This window comes from Saccharopolyspora gloriosae, from assembly GCF_014203325.1.
Lineage (GTDB): Bacteria > Actinomycetota > Actinomycetes > Mycobacteriales > Pseudonocardiaceae > Saccharopolyspora_C > Saccharopolyspora_C gloriosae.
Map to the genome: position 1 here is coordinate 2,124,485 of NZ_JACHIV010000001.1, position 17,204 is coordinate 2,141,688.

The 17,204-nt window shown below is 70.9% G+C and carries 12 protein-coding genes; 7 read left to right on the forward strand and 5 right to left on the reverse strand.

From position 1 onward, the window contains the following. Nucleotides 1-203: 203 nt before the first annotated feature. Entirely contained in the window at nt 204-1,559 is a 1,356-nt protein-coding gene (locus BJ969_RS09665) for an LLM class flavin-dependent oxidoreductase (protein WP_184478609.1), read from the reverse strand. Nucleotides 1,560-1,764: 205 nt separating this feature from the next. On the opposite strand from BJ969_RS09665, the gene BJ969_RS09670 reads away from it, so the two are divergent. From BJ969_RS09670 to BJ969_RS09685, 4 genes are read left to right on the forward strand one after another with little or no spacing between them, the layout of a single operon-like run. Then, nucleotides 1,765-3,411: an ABC transporter substrate-binding protein gene (locus tag BJ969_RS09670; RefSeq protein ID WP_184478610.1), complete on the forward strand. Its 1,647-nt coding sequence runs from the start codon at nt 1,765-1,767 to the stop codon at nt 3,409-3,411. Then, nucleotides 3,408-4,391, forward strand: coding sequence for an ABC transporter permease (locus BJ969_RS09675; protein ID WP_184478611.1), 984 nt, complete (start codon nt 3,408-3,410; stop codon nt 4,389-4,391). Before BJ969_RS09670 ends, BJ969_RS09675 begins: the two co-directional genes overlap by 4 nt. Next, complete coding sequence (locus BJ969_RS09680; protein WP_184478612.1) at nt 4,388-5,236, forward strand: ABC transporter permease; 849 nt, start codon at nt 4,388-4,390, stop codon at nt 5,234-5,236. The genes BJ969_RS09675 and BJ969_RS09680 overlap by 4 nt, the downstream gene beginning before the upstream one ends. Next, nucleotides 5,226-6,875: a dipeptide ABC transporter ATP-binding protein gene (locus tag BJ969_RS09685; RefSeq protein ID WP_184478613.1), complete on the forward strand. Its 1,650-nt coding sequence runs from the start codon at nt 5,226-5,228 to the stop codon at nt 6,873-6,875. Before BJ969_RS09680 ends, BJ969_RS09685 begins: the two co-directional genes overlap by 11 nt. 108 nt (nt 6,876-6,983) lie before the next feature. On the opposite strand, the gene BJ969_RS09690 is transcribed toward BJ969_RS09685, so the two are convergent. Beyond that, nucleotides 6,984-9,755 carry a sensor domain-containing protein gene (locus BJ969_RS09690; protein WP_184478614.1) on the reverse strand — a complete coding sequence of 924 codons (2,772 nt, stop codon included), beginning with the start codon at nt 9,753-9,755 and terminating at the stop codon, nt 6,984-6,986. Between the two features lie 549 nt (nt 9,756-10,304). Here BJ969_RS09690 and BJ969_RS09695 point away from each other — a divergent pair. Next, nucleotides 10,305-11,471 carry a beta-ketoacyl synthase N-terminal-like domain-containing protein gene (locus BJ969_RS09695; protein WP_184478615.1) on the forward strand — a complete coding sequence of 389 codons (1,167 nt, stop codon included), beginning with the start codon at nt 10,305-10,307 and terminating at the stop codon, nt 11,469-11,471. A gap of 301 nt (nt 11,472-11,772) precedes the next feature. Here BJ969_RS09695 and BJ969_RS09700 read toward each other — a convergent pair whose 3' ends face one another. Then, nucleotides 11,773-12,747 (reverse strand): adenosine deaminase, encoded by a 975-nt coding sequence (locus BJ969_RS09700; RefSeq protein WP_184478616.1) that lies wholly within the window; start codon nt 12,745-12,747, stop codon nt 11,773-11,775. A 62-nt stretch (nt 12,748-12,809) separates the two neighbouring features. Beyond that, nucleotides 12,810-13,310, reverse strand: coding sequence for a MarR family winged helix-turn-helix transcriptional regulator (locus BJ969_RS09705; protein WP_184478617.1), 501 nt, complete (start codon nt 13,308-13,310; stop codon nt 12,810-12,812). 117 nt (nt 13,311-13,427) lie between these two features. Here BJ969_RS09705 and BJ969_RS30515 point away from each other — a divergent pair, with 117 nt between their 5' ends. Both BJ969_RS30515 and dapA read left to right on the forward strand, forming a co-directional pair. Next, nucleotides 13,428-13,850 carry a DUF5313 family protein gene (locus BJ969_RS30515; protein WP_343071316.1) on the forward strand — a complete coding sequence of 141 codons (423 nt, stop codon included), beginning with the start codon at nt 13,428-13,430 and terminating at the stop codon, nt 13,848-13,850. 334 nt (nt 13,851-14,184) lie between these two features. After that, a complete protein-coding gene (dapA, locus tag BJ969_RS09715) occupies nt 14,185-15,039 on the forward strand; it encodes a 4-hydroxy-tetrahydrodipicolinate synthase (RefSeq protein ID WP_184478618.1) in 855 nt (284 codons plus the stop codon). 326 nt (nt 15,040-15,365) lie between these two features. Here dapA and BJ969_RS09720 read toward each other — a convergent pair whose 3' ends face one another. Beyond that, nucleotides 15,366-17,183 (reverse strand): choline/carnitine O-acyltransferase, encoded by a 1,818-nt coding sequence (locus BJ969_RS09720; RefSeq protein WP_425503541.1) that lies wholly within the window; start codon nt 17,181-17,183, stop codon nt 15,366-15,368. Nucleotides 17,184-17,204 lie beyond the last annotated feature (21 nt).

Sequence of the window (17,204 nt, forward strand, 5' to 3'; positions counted from 1 at the left end):
TCCACCGCCGTCGGGCCGGGGACGGGACGACGCCCCGAGAACTCACGGAGGGGGCGTCCCTGCGGGGTGAACTCCGGAATCACACCGTGACCGCCTCCACGATCGTGATCACGTTTCCCCTGGTGTCCGGCAACTTCGCGAGAAATCGAACGGGTACGGGTGAAGATCTGAATCCGGGATCGTGCACCGGACGTGAAGCCCGGTCAGGAGAACGCGCCGCGGTAGGCGGCGGCGGGGTGGTGGTCGTCGAGGAGGTCGGCACCGGTGAGCTTGCGGCGGGTCGTGCCGGGGCGGTACTCCCGTTGCGCCAGCCCGCGTTCCTGCAGCACCGGCGTCACGTGCTCGATGAATTCCAGGTAGCTGCCCGGGATCGTGTAGTTCGTGACGTTGATGCCGTCCACCCCGGCGTCGCGCCATTCGGCGAGCCGGTCGGCGATCTGCTCCGGGGTGCCCACGACGCGGCCGTTGCGGGTGCGCAGCCGCGCGAGGTCGCGCACCGTCGGCTCCCGGTCCGGGACCGCCTCCCGCAACCACAGCAGGTGGCTGCGCGAACCCTCCGATTCGATGTCGCCGATCGGGGTGTCCAGGTCGTAGTGCCCGAGGTCGACGCCGATACCGCCCGCCGCGTGCGCGATGATCGCGTCGTCGTCGATGTACTCGTCCACCTCGTCGGCGCGGCGCCGCGCCTCCGCCTCGGTGCTGCCGATGACGAACGAGAGGCCCTGGAAGAAGTTCAGGTCCTCCGCCTTGCGCCCGGCTTCGACGACCAGGCGGCGGGTGTCGTCGATCAGCGCCTTCGCGTCCTTCGGGCTGGGCGACTGGATGAACTGGGCCTCCGCGTTGCGGGCCGCGAACCGGCGCCCGGTGGGGGAGGAACCGGCCTGGAACAGCAGCGGCGTGCGCTGCGGCGAGGGAGCGACCAGGTGCGGGCCTTCCACGCGGTAGCGCTCACCCGCGTGGTGGATCTTGTGGATCTTGGTGAAGTCGCCGTGCACGGCGCGCTCCTTGTCCTGCAGCAGCGCGCCGTCGTCCCAGGACCCCTCCCAGAGCTTGTAGACGACGTCGACGTACTCGTCGGCCCACGCGTAGCGGTCCTCGTGCGGGGTGATGTCGTCGTAGCCGAAGTTGCGCCACGCGTTCGGCGACAGGCTCGTGACGATGTTCCACGCGATCCGCCCGCGCGAGGCGTGGTCCAGCGTGGAGATCTTGCGCGCGAAGTTGAACGGGTGCTCCTGCAGGATCGAGCTGGTGATCGCGATGCCCAGTTCCGAGGTGGCGTGCGCGATGGCCGAGGCCAGCACCGACGGATCGTTGCTGGGGATCTGCAACCCGGACTCGACGAACTTCTCCCACGACGAGCGGTGATCGGCGTAGAGCCCCACGACGTCGGCGAAGAAGATGAAGTCGAACCTGCCCCGCTCCAGCTCCCGCGCCAGCGACACCCAGTGCTCCAGCGAGTTGAACTCGGTCTGCCGCGCCTCCGGCAGCCGCCAGGCCCCGTGGGTGATGTGCGAGGTCGTGTTCATGACGAACGCGGAGAACTGCAATGGGCGTGGCATCGGATTCCCTCCCGGGCGTCGGGTTCCTCCCGCGTCGCGCGGGCCGGCTCTCGGCTGTCCGGCTCCGCCGACGCTAGGGCCCGCGCGGTGCCCGGCCGAGGGTTGGCATCTCCCTGATCGCAACCCTTGGCGCCGCCACCGGCGCTCCTTAACTTCGGAGCACACCCTCGTCCGGCGGGTGCACCGGTCGCGGAGGAGGAGGGACATGGGCTTCACATCGCTGCCCGGCCGCGCCGCCCGGTTGCCCGGCCTCGTGGCCGAGTCCACGGCCGCGCTACTGGTGGTGGCGCTGGCCGCGGGCTGCTCGGCCGCCGACGGCGCGGCACCGGACGACGACGGGGTCATCGAGTACGCCCACGAGCAGGAACCGCCCTGCGTGCACGGCGGCTGGGTGCAGAACGCCTACCTGGCGCGGCAGTACCTGGACAACCTGGTGTCGCTGGACTCCGGCGGCGAGGTCGTGCCGTGGCTGGCGCAGCGCTGGGAGATCTCCCCGGACCAGCGGACCTACACCTTCCACCTCAAGCCGGGCGTGCGCTTCACCGACGGAACGCCGCTGGACGCGGCGGCGGTGCGGGAGAACTTCGAGCGCTACCTCGACCCGGAGACGCAGAACAGCACCGTGTTCGCCTACATCGGCGAGTACTACGAGCGGGGCGAGGCCGTCGACGCCCGCACCTTCCGGATGCACCTGACCAAGCCGTACGCGCCGCTGCTGACGGTGCTGACCCAGGGCTACTTCGGCATCCAATCGCCCACCGCGCTCGCCCGCGGCACCCGGGCGAACTGCGAGCAACCGGTCGGCAGCGGCCCGTTCCGCATCGAGAGCTGGGAGCGCAACCAGCAGATCACCTTCGTGCGCAACGAGAACTACACCTCCGCGCCCGCCAACGCCAAGCACCAGGGCCCGGCGTACGCGCGCAAGCTGGAGTGGAAGTTCCTCAAGGACCCCACGTCGCGCTACGGCTCCCTCAGCGGCGGCGAGTCCGACGTGATCTACAACGTGCCCGCCATCGACTGGGGCGAGGCCCGCGAGCGGTTCGAGGTGCAGCAGTACATCACGCCCGGCAGGCCCGTGGCGCTGAACATCAACGTCTCCCGCGCCCCGTTCGACGACGTGCGGGTGCGCCGGGCGTTCGCGCACTCCGCGGACTGGGAGTCCGCCGTGCGGGCCGCCTTCTTCGACGTGGTGCCGCACAACGGGAACGGCGCGCTCAGCAGCACTCCGCTGCACGACCCCGAATTCTCCGACGCGCACCGCCGCGACGTGCCCAGGGCGAACGCGCTGCTCGACGAAGCGGGCTGGACCGGGCGCAACGAAGCCGGCTACCGCGTGAAGGACGGCGTGGAGCTCCACCCGGTGATCGTCTACCCGGCGGGCGCGGTGATCGGGCCGGAAGGCGTGGCGCTGCTGCAGAACATCCAGCAGATGGCGAAGGACACCGGTTTCCACGTCGAGCTGCTGCCCGCGACGCAGAGCGAGTACTTCGGCGGCAAGTACTCCTCCCCGGACAGCTACAACGCCATCACCGGCTACTGGACGAGCCCCACGCCCGGCCTGCTCTACATCAACTGGCGGCGCAGGCTGCCGGAACGGCCGAACCCGCAGAACAACACCTTCTACGACAACCCGGAGCTGGAGCGCCTCATCTCGCGCGCCAACTCCACGCTCGACCCGGCCGAGCAGCGGACGCTGTACTCCGCGGCGCAGCGGATCATCTCCGAGGACGCGGTCGCCATCGGCCTCTACACCCAGACCACCTCGCTGGCCGTGCGGCCGGGCCTGCGCGACGTGTGGATCGAGAAGTCCCAGGGAGAACCGGTGTTCCACGACGCGAGGTTCGTCCGATGACCGCGGTCGAACTCCCCGAGCCGAGGACCGGGTCCGGGCGGCGCGTCGCGCGCTGGATCGCCGCCCGCGCGGCAGGCGCGCTGATCGTGCTGTGGGCGGCGGCCTCGGGCACCTTCCTGATCCAGGCGCTGATGCCGGGGGACCGGGCCACGCTGCTGCTCAACCAGTCCAGCGGGGAGAACCGCGAACGCACGCCGGAGGAGCTCGCGCCGGTCAACGCGCAGTACGGCTTCGACGATCCGCTGCCGGTGCAGTACTGGAACTACTTCGCCGGGCTGCTGCGCGGCGACCTCGGCACCTCCTACCAGCTGCACCGCCCGGTGCTCGGGCTGATCCTCGAACAGATCACCCCGACGCTGGTGCTGGCGTGCGCGGCGCTCGTGCTGGCGTGGGCGTTCGCGGTGGTGATCACGGTGCTCACCGCGGGACGCGGCCGGTGGCTCACGGCGATCGGCTCCGGCCTGGAGACGGTGGCCGCCGCGCTCCCGCACTACTGGCTGGCCGCGATCCTGCTGGTGGTGTTCGCCATCGAGCTCCCGCTGCTGCCCGTCGAAGGCCGGGGCGGTGCGCTGGGACTGGTGCTGCCCGCGCTGACCTTGGCGCTGCCGCTGTCCGGGTTCCTCGGCCAGGTCACCCGCGACGAGTTCACCGCCGTGCTGGACCGCCCGTTCGTGCTCTCCGCCCGTGCCCGCGGCATGAGCGACCTGCGGGTGCGGGTGCGCCACGTGCTGCGGCACTCGCTGTTGCCCGCGGTGTCGCTGTCCGGCTGGGCGATCGGCGCGCTGTTCTCCGGCGCGGTGATCGCCGAGACGGTGTTCGTGCGCCCCGGCATCGGGCAGGTGCTGGTGCAGGCCGCGAACAGCCGGGACATCCCGCTTGTGGGCGGCATCGTGCTGTTCGTCGCCGTCGTGTACGTGCTGGCGAACCTGATCGTCGACGCGCTGTACGCGCTCATCGACCCGACGTTGGGCGACTCATGACCGCACTCGCTCCCGCACCTTCCCGGCCGGTCGTGCGGCTGCGCCCCGGCCTGCTGCTCGCCGCCGTCGCCGTGGCCTTCTTCGCCGCCGCGGCCCTCTGGCCCGCGCTGGTGACCGCTCGCGACCCGCTCGCGATCGACCTCACCCGCGTCCTGGAGCCGCCGTCGTGGCGGCACCCGCTCGGCACCGACCCCTCCGGGCGCGACCTGTACGCGCGGATCGTGCACGGCGCGCGGGATTCGCTGCTGATCGGGGTGGGCGCGACCGCGCTGGGCATGTCGGCGGCGGTGGTGCTGGGCGTGCTCTCCGGGCTGTCCGGGCGATTCCTGGACGGGGCGATCAACCGGTTCATCGAGGTGCTGTTCGCGTTCCCCGTGCTGCTGCTGGCCCTGCTGTTCGTGGCGGTGTTCGGGCCGGGGCCGGTGACGCTCGTCGTCGCGGTCGGCGTCGGCACCGCGCCCGGCTACGCGCGGATGATCCGCGGCCAGGTGCTCGCCGCGCGGGATTCCGGCTACGTCGAGGCCGCGACCGCGTTCGGGCACTCCTACCCGCGCGTGGTCGTCCAGCACATCTTCCCGAACGCGATGCGCCCGCTGGCGGTGGCCACGACGCTGGGCGTCGGCCAGTCGATCGTGTGGGCCTCCGGACTGGCGTTCCTCGGCCTGGGCGCGGCGCCGCCGTCCTCGGAGTGGGGCGCGCTGCTGGACGCGGGCCGCGCCTACATGACCCACGCGTGGTGGCTGGAGGTGTTCCCCGGCGTGGCCGTGGTGGGGCTGGCGCTGTCGGTGACCGCGTTGGGCCGGGCTTTGCAGCGACGACTGGAAGGAACGCACCATGACGGCTGAACCGCTGCTGCGGGTGGAGGACCTGCGAGTCGGCTTCGGCGCGCGCGAGGTCGTGCGCGGGGCGTCGTTCGAGCTGCACGCCGGTCGGTGCCTGGCCGTCGTCGGGGAATCCGGCTCCGGCAAGAGCGTCACCGCGCGCACCCTCGTCGGGCTCACCGGCGCCGGTTCGCACGTGTCGGCGCGGCGCCTCGAATTCGCGGGCACCGACCTGCGCGGGCTCGGCGACCGGCAGTGGCGGCGGATCCGGGGGCGCGACATCGGGTTCGTGCTCCAGGACGCGCTGGTCTCGCTGGACCGCCTGCGTCCCGTGGGCCGCGAAGTCGCCGAAGCCCTGTCGCTGCACGGCCGGGGGAACCGCGCGCAGCGCGCCGAGCGGGTGCACGCGCTGCTGGAGGAGGTGGGCGTGCCGGAACCGCGGGTGCGCGCTCGCCAGCTGCCGCACGAGCTCTCCGGCGGACTGCGGCAGCGGGTGCTCATCGCGCAGGCCATCGCGCTGGATCCGGCGCTGCTCATCGCCGACGAACCGACCACCGCGCTCGACGCGACCGTGCAGGTCCGCATCCTCGACCTGCTCGCGGAGCGCAAGCGCGCGGGGCAGGGCCTCATCCTCGTGAGCCACGACCTCGCGGTGGTGTCCCGGCTGGCCGACGAGGTCGCCGTGATCCGGCAGGGCGAGATCGTCGAGCAGGGTCCGGTCGGCGAGGTGCTGGGAGCTCCCCGCCACGAGTACACCAAGGCGCTGCTGGACGCCGTGCCCTCGAACCACCCGAAGGGCACCTTGCTGTCCCCGCATCCCGACCGACCGGCCGGAACGGTGCTGCCCGACCGCGGCACCACCCGGACGCAGGCCCCGGTGCTGCGCGCCTCGGGTCTGGTCAAGCGCTTCCGCGGCCCCGACCGGCGGGTGCGCACCGCCGTCGACGACGTGTCCTTCGAGCTGCGGGCAGGCGAAACCCTCGGCGTGGTGGGGGAATCCGGCTCCGGCAAGACCACCACCGCCCGGATGGCGCTGGCACTGGAGGCGCCGGACGAGGGCACCGTCGAGCTCCTCGACGGCCCGTGGACGACGCTGAGCCCGCGCCGGCGCAGGCCGCTGCGCAAGCGGATCACCGTGATCTACCAGGACCCGCTGAGCTCCTTCGACCCCCGTTGGAGCGTGGAGCACGTGCTGCGCGACAGCCTCGATCCGGCGGAGTTCAGCACCTCACGCGCTCGCTCGCGACGGGTCGGCGAGCTGCTGGAGCAGGTCGGGCTCGGTGACGAGCACCGGCGGCGGCGACCGCTGCACCTGTCCGGCGGGCAGCGGCAGCGCGTCGCCATCGCCCGCGCGCTCGCGCCCCGGCCATCGGTGATCGTGTGCGACGAACCGGTGTCCGCGCTCGACGTGTCGATCCAGGCCCAAGTGCTCGACCTGCTCACCACCGTGCAGGCCGAACTGGGCGTGGCGTACCTGTTCATCTCGCACGACCTCGGCGTGGTGCACCACATGAGCGATCACGTGCTGGTGATGAAGGACGGCCGCGTCGTCGAGCAGGGCCCGGAAGAGGAGGTCTTCACCGCACCCCGCGACCCGTACACCCGGAGCCTGCTCAACGCGCTCCCCGCCCTCCCCCCGAGACGAGAACCGGCCGTCCTCTGACTCCGCGCGGAGTGCTTCAAGGACGACCCGGCGGCGGTGGAAGCCTGATCGTCGCGTTCGAGCCGTGGCGTCGGCGCCCGCGGGCGCCCGGACGGCACGACCGACCGCTCAGCGCGAGGCGATGCTGCGGAGGCTCGCGAAATCGTTGAGGGGGGCGGGTTTGCCGAACAGGAAGCCCTGGCCCAGGTCGCAGCCGATCCGCTGGAGGATCTCCAGCTGCTCGGCGGTCTCCACGCCCTCGCCGACCACGCTGAGCCCGACGGCGTGCGCCATCGCCACGATGCTCGTCACGATGGCCTGCACGTCCTCCGACTCGCCCAGGTCGGACACGAACGAGCGGTCGATCTTGAGGGTGTCCAGCGGCAACCGCCGCAACTGGGCCAGCGAGGAGTAGCCGGTGCCGAAGTCGTCGATGGCCAGGAACGCGCCCAGCTTGCGCAGGTCGCGCAACGCCCGCACCGCCGAGGTCGCGTCCTGCATCAGCGCGTTCTCGGTGACCTCCAGGCACAGCGCCTCCGGCGGCATCCCCGCGTCGTCGAGCGCGTTGCGCACGATGTCGTGCAACCGCGGAGCACCCAGCTGGCGCGGGGAGAGGTTCGCGTTGATCTGCAGCGCGGCGCCGTGCTCCCGGCGCAGCTCGGCGAACTCCCTCGTGACCGTGCGCAGCATGAACTCGCCGATCTCGTTGATGAGGTCGCTCTCCTCGGCCAGCGGGATGAACTCGGCGGGGGAGATCGAGCCGTGCTCCGGGTGCGTCCAGCGCAGCAGCCCCTCGGCGCCGATCACCTGCTCGGACTTGAGGTCCACCACCGGCTGGTAGGCGACCCACAGCTGCTGCTGCGACACGGCGTGGCGCAGGTCCTGCTCCAGCAGCATGTGCCGCTGCACCCGCTCGCGGAGCTCCACGTCGAAGAACGTGTAGCGCCCGCGCCCCTGCGCCTTCGCCCGGTACATCGCCACGTCGGCGTCGCGCAGCAGGTCCTGGGCGGAGCGGGTGTCACCGGGCCGGGAGACGACGATGCCGATGCTGGCGTCCACGTGCAGCCGGATGCCCTCCACGTGCGTCGGTTCGGTGAGGGTGCGCAGCAGCTGGTCGGCGCGGACGCTCAGCTCCTCCTGGTCGAAGGGGTTCTGGGTGGCGATCACGAACTCGTCGCCGCCGAGCCTGCCCACGAACTCGCGGTCGTCGGTGGCGCGCACCAGCCGCTGCCCGATGTTGCGCAGCACCTCGTCGCCCACGCCGTGGCCGAGCGAATCGTTGACGATCTTGAAGTTGTCCAGGTCCACGAACAGCACCGTCAGCGCCTGCTCGCGGTGCGGGGAGTTCACCGCCGCGTCCAGGTGCCGCAGCACCAGCGTCCGGTTCGCGAGCCCGGTCAGCGGATCGTGGGTGGCCTCGTGCTCCAGCCGTTCGCGAGCGGCCCGGCTCTCGGTGATGTCGCTGAACGACACCAGCACCCGGTACGGCGGCCGGTCGTCCGGGTTCAGCGCCCGCGCAGTCACCGCCAGCCACACGCTCTGCCCGTCGCCGCGCTGCACGCGCAGCACCCGCGAGTTCACCGGCTGCCCGGTGCGCAGCGTGGTCGCCGACGGGCGGGTCTGCTCGGTGACGCGGTCGCCGTTCTCGTCGAACATCGGCCACGCGTCGGCGTTCACCCCGACGATCTCCGTGGGCTGGGCGCCGAGGATGCGCTGGGCCGCCGGGTTCGCCGACTCGACGATCGCCGTCGGGTTGATCACCAGCACGCCCTCGTCGAGCGCGTCGATGACGGTGGCGAAGGTGCGCTCGGCGTGGCGGCGGGCCGTCTCGTCCGCGCACACCAGCACGTAGCCGCCGTCCATCTCCGCGGCCGAGACCCGCACGACCAGCGCGCTGCCGTCGCCGCGGCGGTGCAGCGCTTCGCTGACCCCGCCGGTGGCCAGCAGCTCCGCCGGGCGCAGCGCGGCGCCGACGAGCTCCTCCACGGGCCTGCCCAGCGCGTGCTTCGCGGAGATCCCGTAGACCGCTTCGGCGGCCGGGTTCCAGCTGGTGACCACCGCGTCGTGGTCGATCGCGATGATGGCGTTGCTGACGTGCTGCACCAGCGCCGCCTGGTAGCGCAGGCTCGCCTCGGCCGCCTTCTTGTCGGTGATGTCGCGCAGGATCACCTGCAGCGCGGGGCGGCCCTCCCACGTGGTGAGCACCGAGACGACTTCGACGGGAACCGTGGTGCCGTCGAACCGGTTGAGGTCGGCCTCGGCGGGTTTCGTCCGCGAACCGGGCAGCGTCAGCGAGCGGAGCCGTTCGTTCATCTTCGGCACCGAACGCGTCTCCACGAAGTCGGTGATGGGCCGGCCGATCACGCGTTCGGGGCTGTCGATGCCGAGGATGCTCAGGGTCGCGGAGTTGGCGTAGCGGACCAGGCCGTCCTGGTGCACGCAGATCGCGTCCGGGCTGAGCTCGACCAGCAGCCGGTACCGGTCGGCGAGGTCGGTGAGCGTCTGGCGGTCCTGGTGCACGCGGGTGACGTCGGCGGCCACGCCGATGAGGTGGTCACCGGCGTCGTGGTCGCGGAACCGGCGCGCGTGGAAGTGGATGAACCGGGGCTCGCCCGCGTCGTCATCGCCGAGCGGCTGTTCCAGGTCGAGGTCGTGCCATGCGGCGGAGGCGCGCGCCGAGACCGCCATCGGAGCGATGAGGTCGACCAGGCGGTCGCGCAGCGCTTCGTCGCTCTCTCCGGGAACGCCGAGCAGCGCGTCCATGCCCCGGGTCCAGGTGATGGTGTCGTCCTTGAGGGACAGCGACCAGCGGACCGCGCCGTTGGCGGTCAGTGCGAGGTCCAGGAACTCGCGGTCCAGTTCGGGGCCTATCGAGTGCTCGGCCACTGGGTCAACTTCCATCGAACATCCACGGGACAGATCTGGTGCACGCCATCCGCATTAACGAACCACCACCGTTCACGGCCTTGGCGTTCCGGCGCCGAGCCTTGGAGCGTCCCTTCCTCGCGGTCGGACGGATCGGTATCCGAACGCTCGTAGTTTCCCATGCGTGCTGCTCACGAACCGTCCTGAGTGGCCGGGCGGCCGGGGAGCCCGGCTGATCATAAGCCCGTGCCGTCGCGGCGGCGAACACGGGATGTGATGTCGCGGGATGTGTTCGTAGCGATCTCTTGGACCATTCGCGTGGTAAATCGAGGCTCAAAGCACTATTGGTATCCATTGCTCGCCTTCTCGCTTCACTCTAAAGAGGATTTCGTTGTCGCAGTTCACAGGAATGGGTGACTGCGCGTAGTTCGATCTCGATGTCGGCGACCCGCTTCTCGATCGGGACCGGTGGAAATTCCGCCCGGCTCTCGGCGAGTGATTTCCGGCGCCGTCGAACGCGAATCGCGGCGAACCGACGCGGCGACGCGAAATCGATCGATCACAAAAGCGAGAAAGGGATGAGCGATGATCTCCCAGCACTCTGAAATCGAAATCGGCGGCATCGGTGCCGTGACCGGCTACGGCTGGGGACGCGAGGCCCTGTGGGAGGGGCTGGCGGCCTCCGAGCTCGCCGCCTCGCTCGTCGACGGGCACGGGCCCGATCAGGACCGGCCCGCCTGGGTGGCGCGGGTGCCCGAGGGCGGCGACCCGGCCGACGGGCCGAGCCGCTTCGCCAGGTCGATGCGCGCCGCGGCCCGCGAAGCGATCAGCGACGCCGAGGACCGGGGATGGACACCGGGGCGGCGCGTGGGGCTCCTGCACGCGGTGGTGCTCGGTGAAGTGGACCTGTGGCGGGAGTTCTACCAGGCCCGCGAAGGCCGGGTGACGATCCGCGAGTACCTGGCCCTGATGCCGTCCACGCCCATGTCGACGTTCATGAAGGAGTTCGGCTTCCACGGGCCCGCCATGAACGTCTCCGCGATGTGCGCCTCCGGCAACGCCGGGCTGCTCACCGCGAAGGCCTGGCTGGACGCGGGCATCGTCGACGACGTGGTGTTCGTGGCCACCGACCTGTCGGCGAGCCCGGAGAACCTGCTGCACTTCGAGCGCCTCGGCGTCACGATCACCGACACCGAGCCGCTGGACGCGTGCCGCCCGTTCCAGGAGGGCAGCCGTGGCTTCATCATGGGCGAGGCCTCCGTCGGCATGGTGCTCTCGCGCGGCTTGAGCACCCCGTACGCGCAGGTGCTCGGCGGGGCGATGTCGCACGACGCCCACCACGTCACCTCGATCGAACCGAGCCTGACCGAGGTGACGGGCTGCGTCGCCGACGCCCTGGACAACTCCGGGGTGAAGGGCGGTGACATCCGCTACCTCAACGCGCACGGACCGGGCACCGCGCAGTGCGACCGCGCCGAGGCGCGGTTCTGCGAGGACCTGCTGGCGGCGGAGACCGAGATCTACTCGGTGAAGCCGCTGGTCGGGCACTGCCAGGGCGCCGCGTCGGCGGTCGAGGTCGCCGTCGCCGCGCTCGGCTACCGGCACGGGTTCATCCCGGCCCCGCCACGGCGGGCACCGGGCAACCCGCGGCTGCTAGACGGGCCAACCCCGCTGACCGGAGGGCTCACCTTGAAGTCCTCCATCGGCATGGGCGGCCACAACTCGGCGGTCGTCCTGGCACCCCCGCAGTGAGCAACCCGGCTCCGAGGTGAACAGCGGTGCCCGGAACTCCACCGGAGTTCCGGGCACCCACCGGAGACCAGCCTCGGTTGAGGCTGACGACCGCTCTTGATCTGTGTCCTGTCAGCGGCGGAGCCGCTGAGCAGTGACCACGCACGCAGATGGACCACCCGCGGGTTCTCAGGTGTCTTCTCGCGAGGACAGCTTTTTCCCTCGTGGCGGAGCCACTTGGGAAAAAGATCCCGCAGCGAGAAGACACCTGAGGTTCCGCCACCCGACCCCTACGCAGACCGAGGCCAGAGAGGTCAGTCCCTCACGGAGTCCAGGCTTCGACCTCCGCGAGGAAGGCTGCTTTGCCGTCCTCGTCGAGGAAGGAGGCGCGGAAGGAGTTCGCCGCCAGCGTCCGCAGCTGCTCGGGGGTCAAGCCAAGCTCGCGGCGCACCGCGTCGAAGTTCTCGTCGGCGTAGCCGCCGAAGTAGGCCGGATCGTCGGAGTTCACCGTCACCAGCAGCCCGTGCTCCAGCAGCCGCGGCAAGGTGTGGTGCCCCAGCTCCGCGAACGCTCCCAGCCGCACGTTCGACAGCGGGCACACCGTCAGCGGGATCTGCTCCCGTCGCAGCCGTTCGACCAGCTCCGGGTCCTCCAGGGCGCGGATCCCGTGGTCGATGCGCTGCACCCCGAGCAGGTCCAGCGCTTCCCGCACGTACTCCGGCGGTCCTTCTTCGCCGGCGTGCGCGACCGCGCGCAGCCCGAGCTCGTGGGCTCGCCGGAACACCTCGGTGAACTTCGACGGCGGGTGCCCGACTTCGGCGGAGTCCAGGCCGACGCCGACGATCCGGTCCAAGAACGGCTCGGCGAGGCGCAGCGCTTCGGCGGCGGACTCGGCGGATTCGTCGCGCAGGAAGCACAGGATGAGCGAGGCCGACACCTCGCTGTCGTCGAGCGCCGCGCAGAGCCCGCCGATCACGGTCTCCATCGCGACGCCGCGCTTGAGGTGCGCCTGCGGGTCGAAGAAGATCTCCGCGTGCCGCACGCCGTGGGCGGCGCAGCGGTCCAGGTAGGCGGCGGCCAGGTCGCGGAAGTCCGCGGCGGTGCGCAGCACGGCCATGTTCGCGTAGTAGATGTCCAGGAACGACTGCAGGTCGGCGAACTCGTACTTCGCCCGCAGGTCGGCGACCGACTCGTGCGGCAGCGCGATGTCGTTGCGCCGCGCCAGCGCGAAGACCATCTCGGGTTCGAGGGTGCCTTCGATGTGCACGTGCAGTTCGGCCTTGGGCGGAGTGTTCATCCCGCGAGACTAGCGAGGCGATCGCGCGGGACCGCGGGTCCGGCGGCCGGGGGAGACGGCGCTCACCGTCCGGCTGGCGCGGCCTTCGCCCGCTGGGCGGCGGCCATGACCTCGCGCAGCGCGGTGTTCAACGACTCCAGCTCGCCGATCGGCATTCCGAGGCGTTCGACGATCTGCTGCGGGATCTTCTCGGCTTCCGCGCGCAGCTCGCGGCCTGCGGGGGTCAGCGCCGCGGTCACCAGCCGTTCGTCGCCCGCGCTGCGGCTGCGGGTGAGGTAGCCGACCGATTCGAGCCGTTTGAGCAGCGGCGACAGCGTCGCCGGCTCGGCCTGCACGGTGTGGCTGAGGTCCTTGACCGAGCGCGGATCCGATTCCCACAGCGCCAGCATCACCAGGTATTGCGGGTGGGTCAGGTTCAACGGTTCCAGCAGCGGCCGGTACAGCGCGATCACGCCGCGGGAGGCGACGGACAGCGCGAAGCAGACCTGCCGATCCAGCGCCAGCGGGTCCTCGCCGAGGTCGACCCGGCCCGGGGACTGATCCGCTGGTTCGACGGGGTTCATCACGTTCCTCTCGACAGGCCTGGAACGCACGTTAACATATCGCGTGCATATGATTGGTGCGTTAAACATTCGCGCGTGAGGCCGTCCGCGCGGGCGGCGGGTGGAAGGCGGTGTGCGGTGGCCGAGGCGAAGCGGGTGCGGCCCGACCCGGTGCGCTGGATCTGGTACTCCTTCGGCGGCAAACTGCCGTCGCGCTACGACGAGTGGGTGCTGCACGACGTCACGGCGCGCACCTGGCAGCTGCGCCACGGCGTGCGCAGCCTCGTGCAGATCTCGCCGGGGCTGTTGTTCCTGCTGGTCCCGGGCCCGATGTGGATCAAGGCGATGGCGATCCTCGGCGGCGCGATCCTGGCGGTCTGGTACGGCATGGCCTACGCCGAGTTCACCTGCGAGCACCGCGCCTTCAAGCAGGGCTACCCGCTCGGCATCGCGCGGCAGCGCCGCAAGGAGGCCTCGGAGCAGATGAGCGCGGAGCAGCAGGCCCGCTACGCGGCGCTCTACCGGTCGGAACCGGAGCGCCCCGAGGGCGACGCGAACTGACCGGATCATCCGGTTCCGCGCTCGGTGCCGAATTCCGCGTTCGGCTCGCCAGGATGGTTGCGATGAACCGGAAGCCGTTGTGCCGCAACGGGATACGCTGCCGTCGGGCACCCTCGTCGCACCGGCCGCCGCGGATGATTCATGCTGATGACACCCGTCCACACAGCGAAGTGCCCGGAACGCGGCACCCTGGGACGGTGGTCGATACCGATGCGCCGGAACCGGTGCGCGTCCCGCGGAGCGCTCCGCGAGCGGCGGCCGGGTGGTTCCGGCGGTCCGGACCTCTCCGGCGCCGGAATCGGCCGAAGGCACAGACATGAAGGAAGGCAGCGCCATGACGACGACACTCGGAACCCTGCTCACCGCGATCGTCACCCCGTTCGACGACGAGCTGAAAGTCGATGAGGACGCCTTCGTCGCGCTGCTGCACCACGTCATCGACAGCGGTTCCGACGGCATCGTCGTCTGCGGCACCACCGGCGAGGCGGCGACGCTCACCAACGAGGAGCACCTGCGCCTCGTCGAGATCGCCTGCGCCGAGCGCCCCGAAGGCGTCACGATCCTCGGCTCCACCGGTTCCAACGACACCGCCCAGGCGTGCGCGATGACCGAGCGGGTCACCGAGCTCGGGGTGGACGGCGTGCTGTCGGTGACCCCGTACTACAACCGCCCGAACCGGCGCGGCCTGGTGCGGCACTACGCCGAGATCGCGAACGCCACCGACAAGCCGATCGTGCTCTACAACATCCCGGCCCGGACCGCGACGGACATGCCCAACGACCTGCTCGCCGAGCTCGCGCAGATCGAGCGGGTGGACTACGTCAAGCAGGCCAACGACGACAACCTGGCCCTGGTGGACGGGCTCGGCGTCTACGCGGGCAACAACGAGACGTTCGCCCGCACGCTGGACATGGGCGGTGCGGGCGGCATCGTCGTGGCCAGCCACATCGCGGGCCCGCAGATGCGGCGGATGGTCGAGGAGCCGGAGCACCGCGCGGAGCTCGACGCCTCGCTCAAGGACCTGTACTCGGCGCTGTCGGTGACGACGAACCCGATCCCGGTGAAGGCCGCGCTGAACCTGCTCGGACACCCCGTCGGAGGCCCGCGCCTGCCGCTGGCGGAGGCCGACGAGGCCGAGATCGAGGTGGTCCGCGCAGCCCTCGTCTCCGGCGGCTTCCTGGCCGCCTGACCTACCGCGAACCGAGCGAGCCCCGGACGACCACGTCGTCCGGGGCTCGCTCCGTCCAGAACAACCGCCTCGCGCGCCTGCTCGCGCCGAGCGGAGCAAGCGATTACCTCAGCGTCTGCGTTTCTTGATCCTTGTCTTGTCAGCGGCGGAGCCGCTGAGCAGCGACCCAGCACGCAGCCGCACCACCCGCGGGTTCTCAGCTGCTTCCTCGCGAGGACGGCTTTTTCCCTCGTGGCGGAGCCACTCGGGAAAAAGATCCCGCAGTGAGGAAGCAGCTGAGGTTCCGCCACCCGACCACCCGAGCAACAAGACCAAAGACAGGCTCCTCAGCCCTCGGACTTCTCCGTGATCAGCAGGTCCTCCAGCTCGCGCATCGCGGTGCGGAGGTTGTCGGCGAACGCGTACATGCCGCCCGAGACCGGCAGCGGCGTGCTCAGGTAGATGTGCAGCCGGTCGGGCAGCAGCACGTAGGCCACGCCGATGCACTTCCCGCTCGTGGAGCCGAATCCGAAGTACTGGATGTTCGTCGACGGCGCCGAGCTGGTGCTCAGGTAGTCGTCGCGCATGATGTTCCAGCCCGGCGTGTCGTAGAGCGCCAGCGGTTCGGTCGCGCCCAGCTCGGCGCCGCGGCGGCGCTGGATGAGCTGCAGCTCCCACAGGTGCTGCTCCGGCGCGTCCCCGGCCTGGCACTGCTTGGCCCGCGCCACGTGCTTGTCGGCCGCCGCCCGGAACGCCGCGGTGCGCTTCGCCGCGTCCGCAGCCGGATCGTCCATCGCGGTCACGAACTCGACGATCTCCGGGGTCACCACCCGCATCGCCTCGGTGCGGCCGTGCCGCCACTGCCGGGTCGCGATCGACTCGTAGGTGGCGCCGATGCCCTTGGTGCGCTTGTGGGCGAGCTGGTAGGCCATCTGCACGAACGCGTCCGGGGACATGCCCAGCCGCTTCGCCCGGTCCGAGCCGAAGTCCTCGAACGCGAGGATCTTGTTGGAGGTCTCGGCGGCGAAGGTGGCGAACGCGCCCGCCGCGGCACGCACCTCGGCCCGCAGCGCGTCGTCGAGGGTGAACTCGACGCCCGCGACCTCCGGGGTGCCCTGCGAGCGCGCGCCGGAGTTCGCGGCGTGCTGCTCGGGCGCGGAGTTCAGCAGCGAGTCGACGAAGGTGAGGATCGTGGTGCCGTCCAGGCCGCAGTGCTCCACGTTGATGCCGGCCCGGCCGTCCTCGAAGACGATGAGCGACACGGCCTTGTCGAACCAGCGGTTGCCGCTGTCGCCGTGCAGCAGCTGGTCGCAGGCCTCCTGGGTGTCGGTGGGCGCGAAGTCCTCCAGGCACACGCAGAACAACGCCGATTCCACGGTGTCGAGCTCGTCGGCGTTGCCGAGGTCGAGCAGCCGCTGCCGCGTGCGGGCCCAGTCCGCGCGGGCCTTCGTGGTGAGGTTGCCGACGGCGTCGTCGACGGCGGCGCGGGAGGTTCCGGCCTTGCGGACCTCCTCCAGCCCGGCCGCCAGGTCCGCGAGGTCGTGCGGCGTGCCGTCGGGGGCGATCACGTCGAGGCGGAACAGGTTCCCGCGGAAGAACACCACGATGTGCCGGGCGGGCGACGGCCCGGGGTGGTCGGCGGAGTACGGGGTCCGCACGGTGTCCTGCTGCTCGCCGGGAATCCTGGTGGTGGAGAACAGGAACTTGTTCTGCTCCATCGAGGACGCCTGGCCGCGCTGGATCAGCGGCGGCAGCGACTCGTCGTCGAGGGCCTTCTTGTAGGCCACCGCACCGGCGATGAGCCCCGCGGCGCGGTCGATCTGCCCCAGCTCGGAATCCTGGAACAGGAAGAAGAAGTTCGCGTTCAGCGCGATCCGGTCCCGCCTGCCGAGGTAGCGCGACGGCCAGAACTCGTCGAGCCAGCTGTGCGCGTCCTCGCTCGCGTCGAAGCGCTCCAGGTCGGCGTGCAGCGCGCGGGCCGGGCTCTCGGGGCGCAGGTACTCGGCGACGGCCTGCTCGGTGCGGGCGAGCTCGTCGGCGGTCAGCAGCGGTGCGCACCATTCGAGGAAGCGCGCGCAACTGTTCTCCAGCGTGGGCACCGGCACGCGCGGCAGCCGGTCCTCGTTGCCGAAGGTTCGGGGGGACCATTGCTGTGTGTCGTTCACGGTCATCCTTGCGAAATGGGG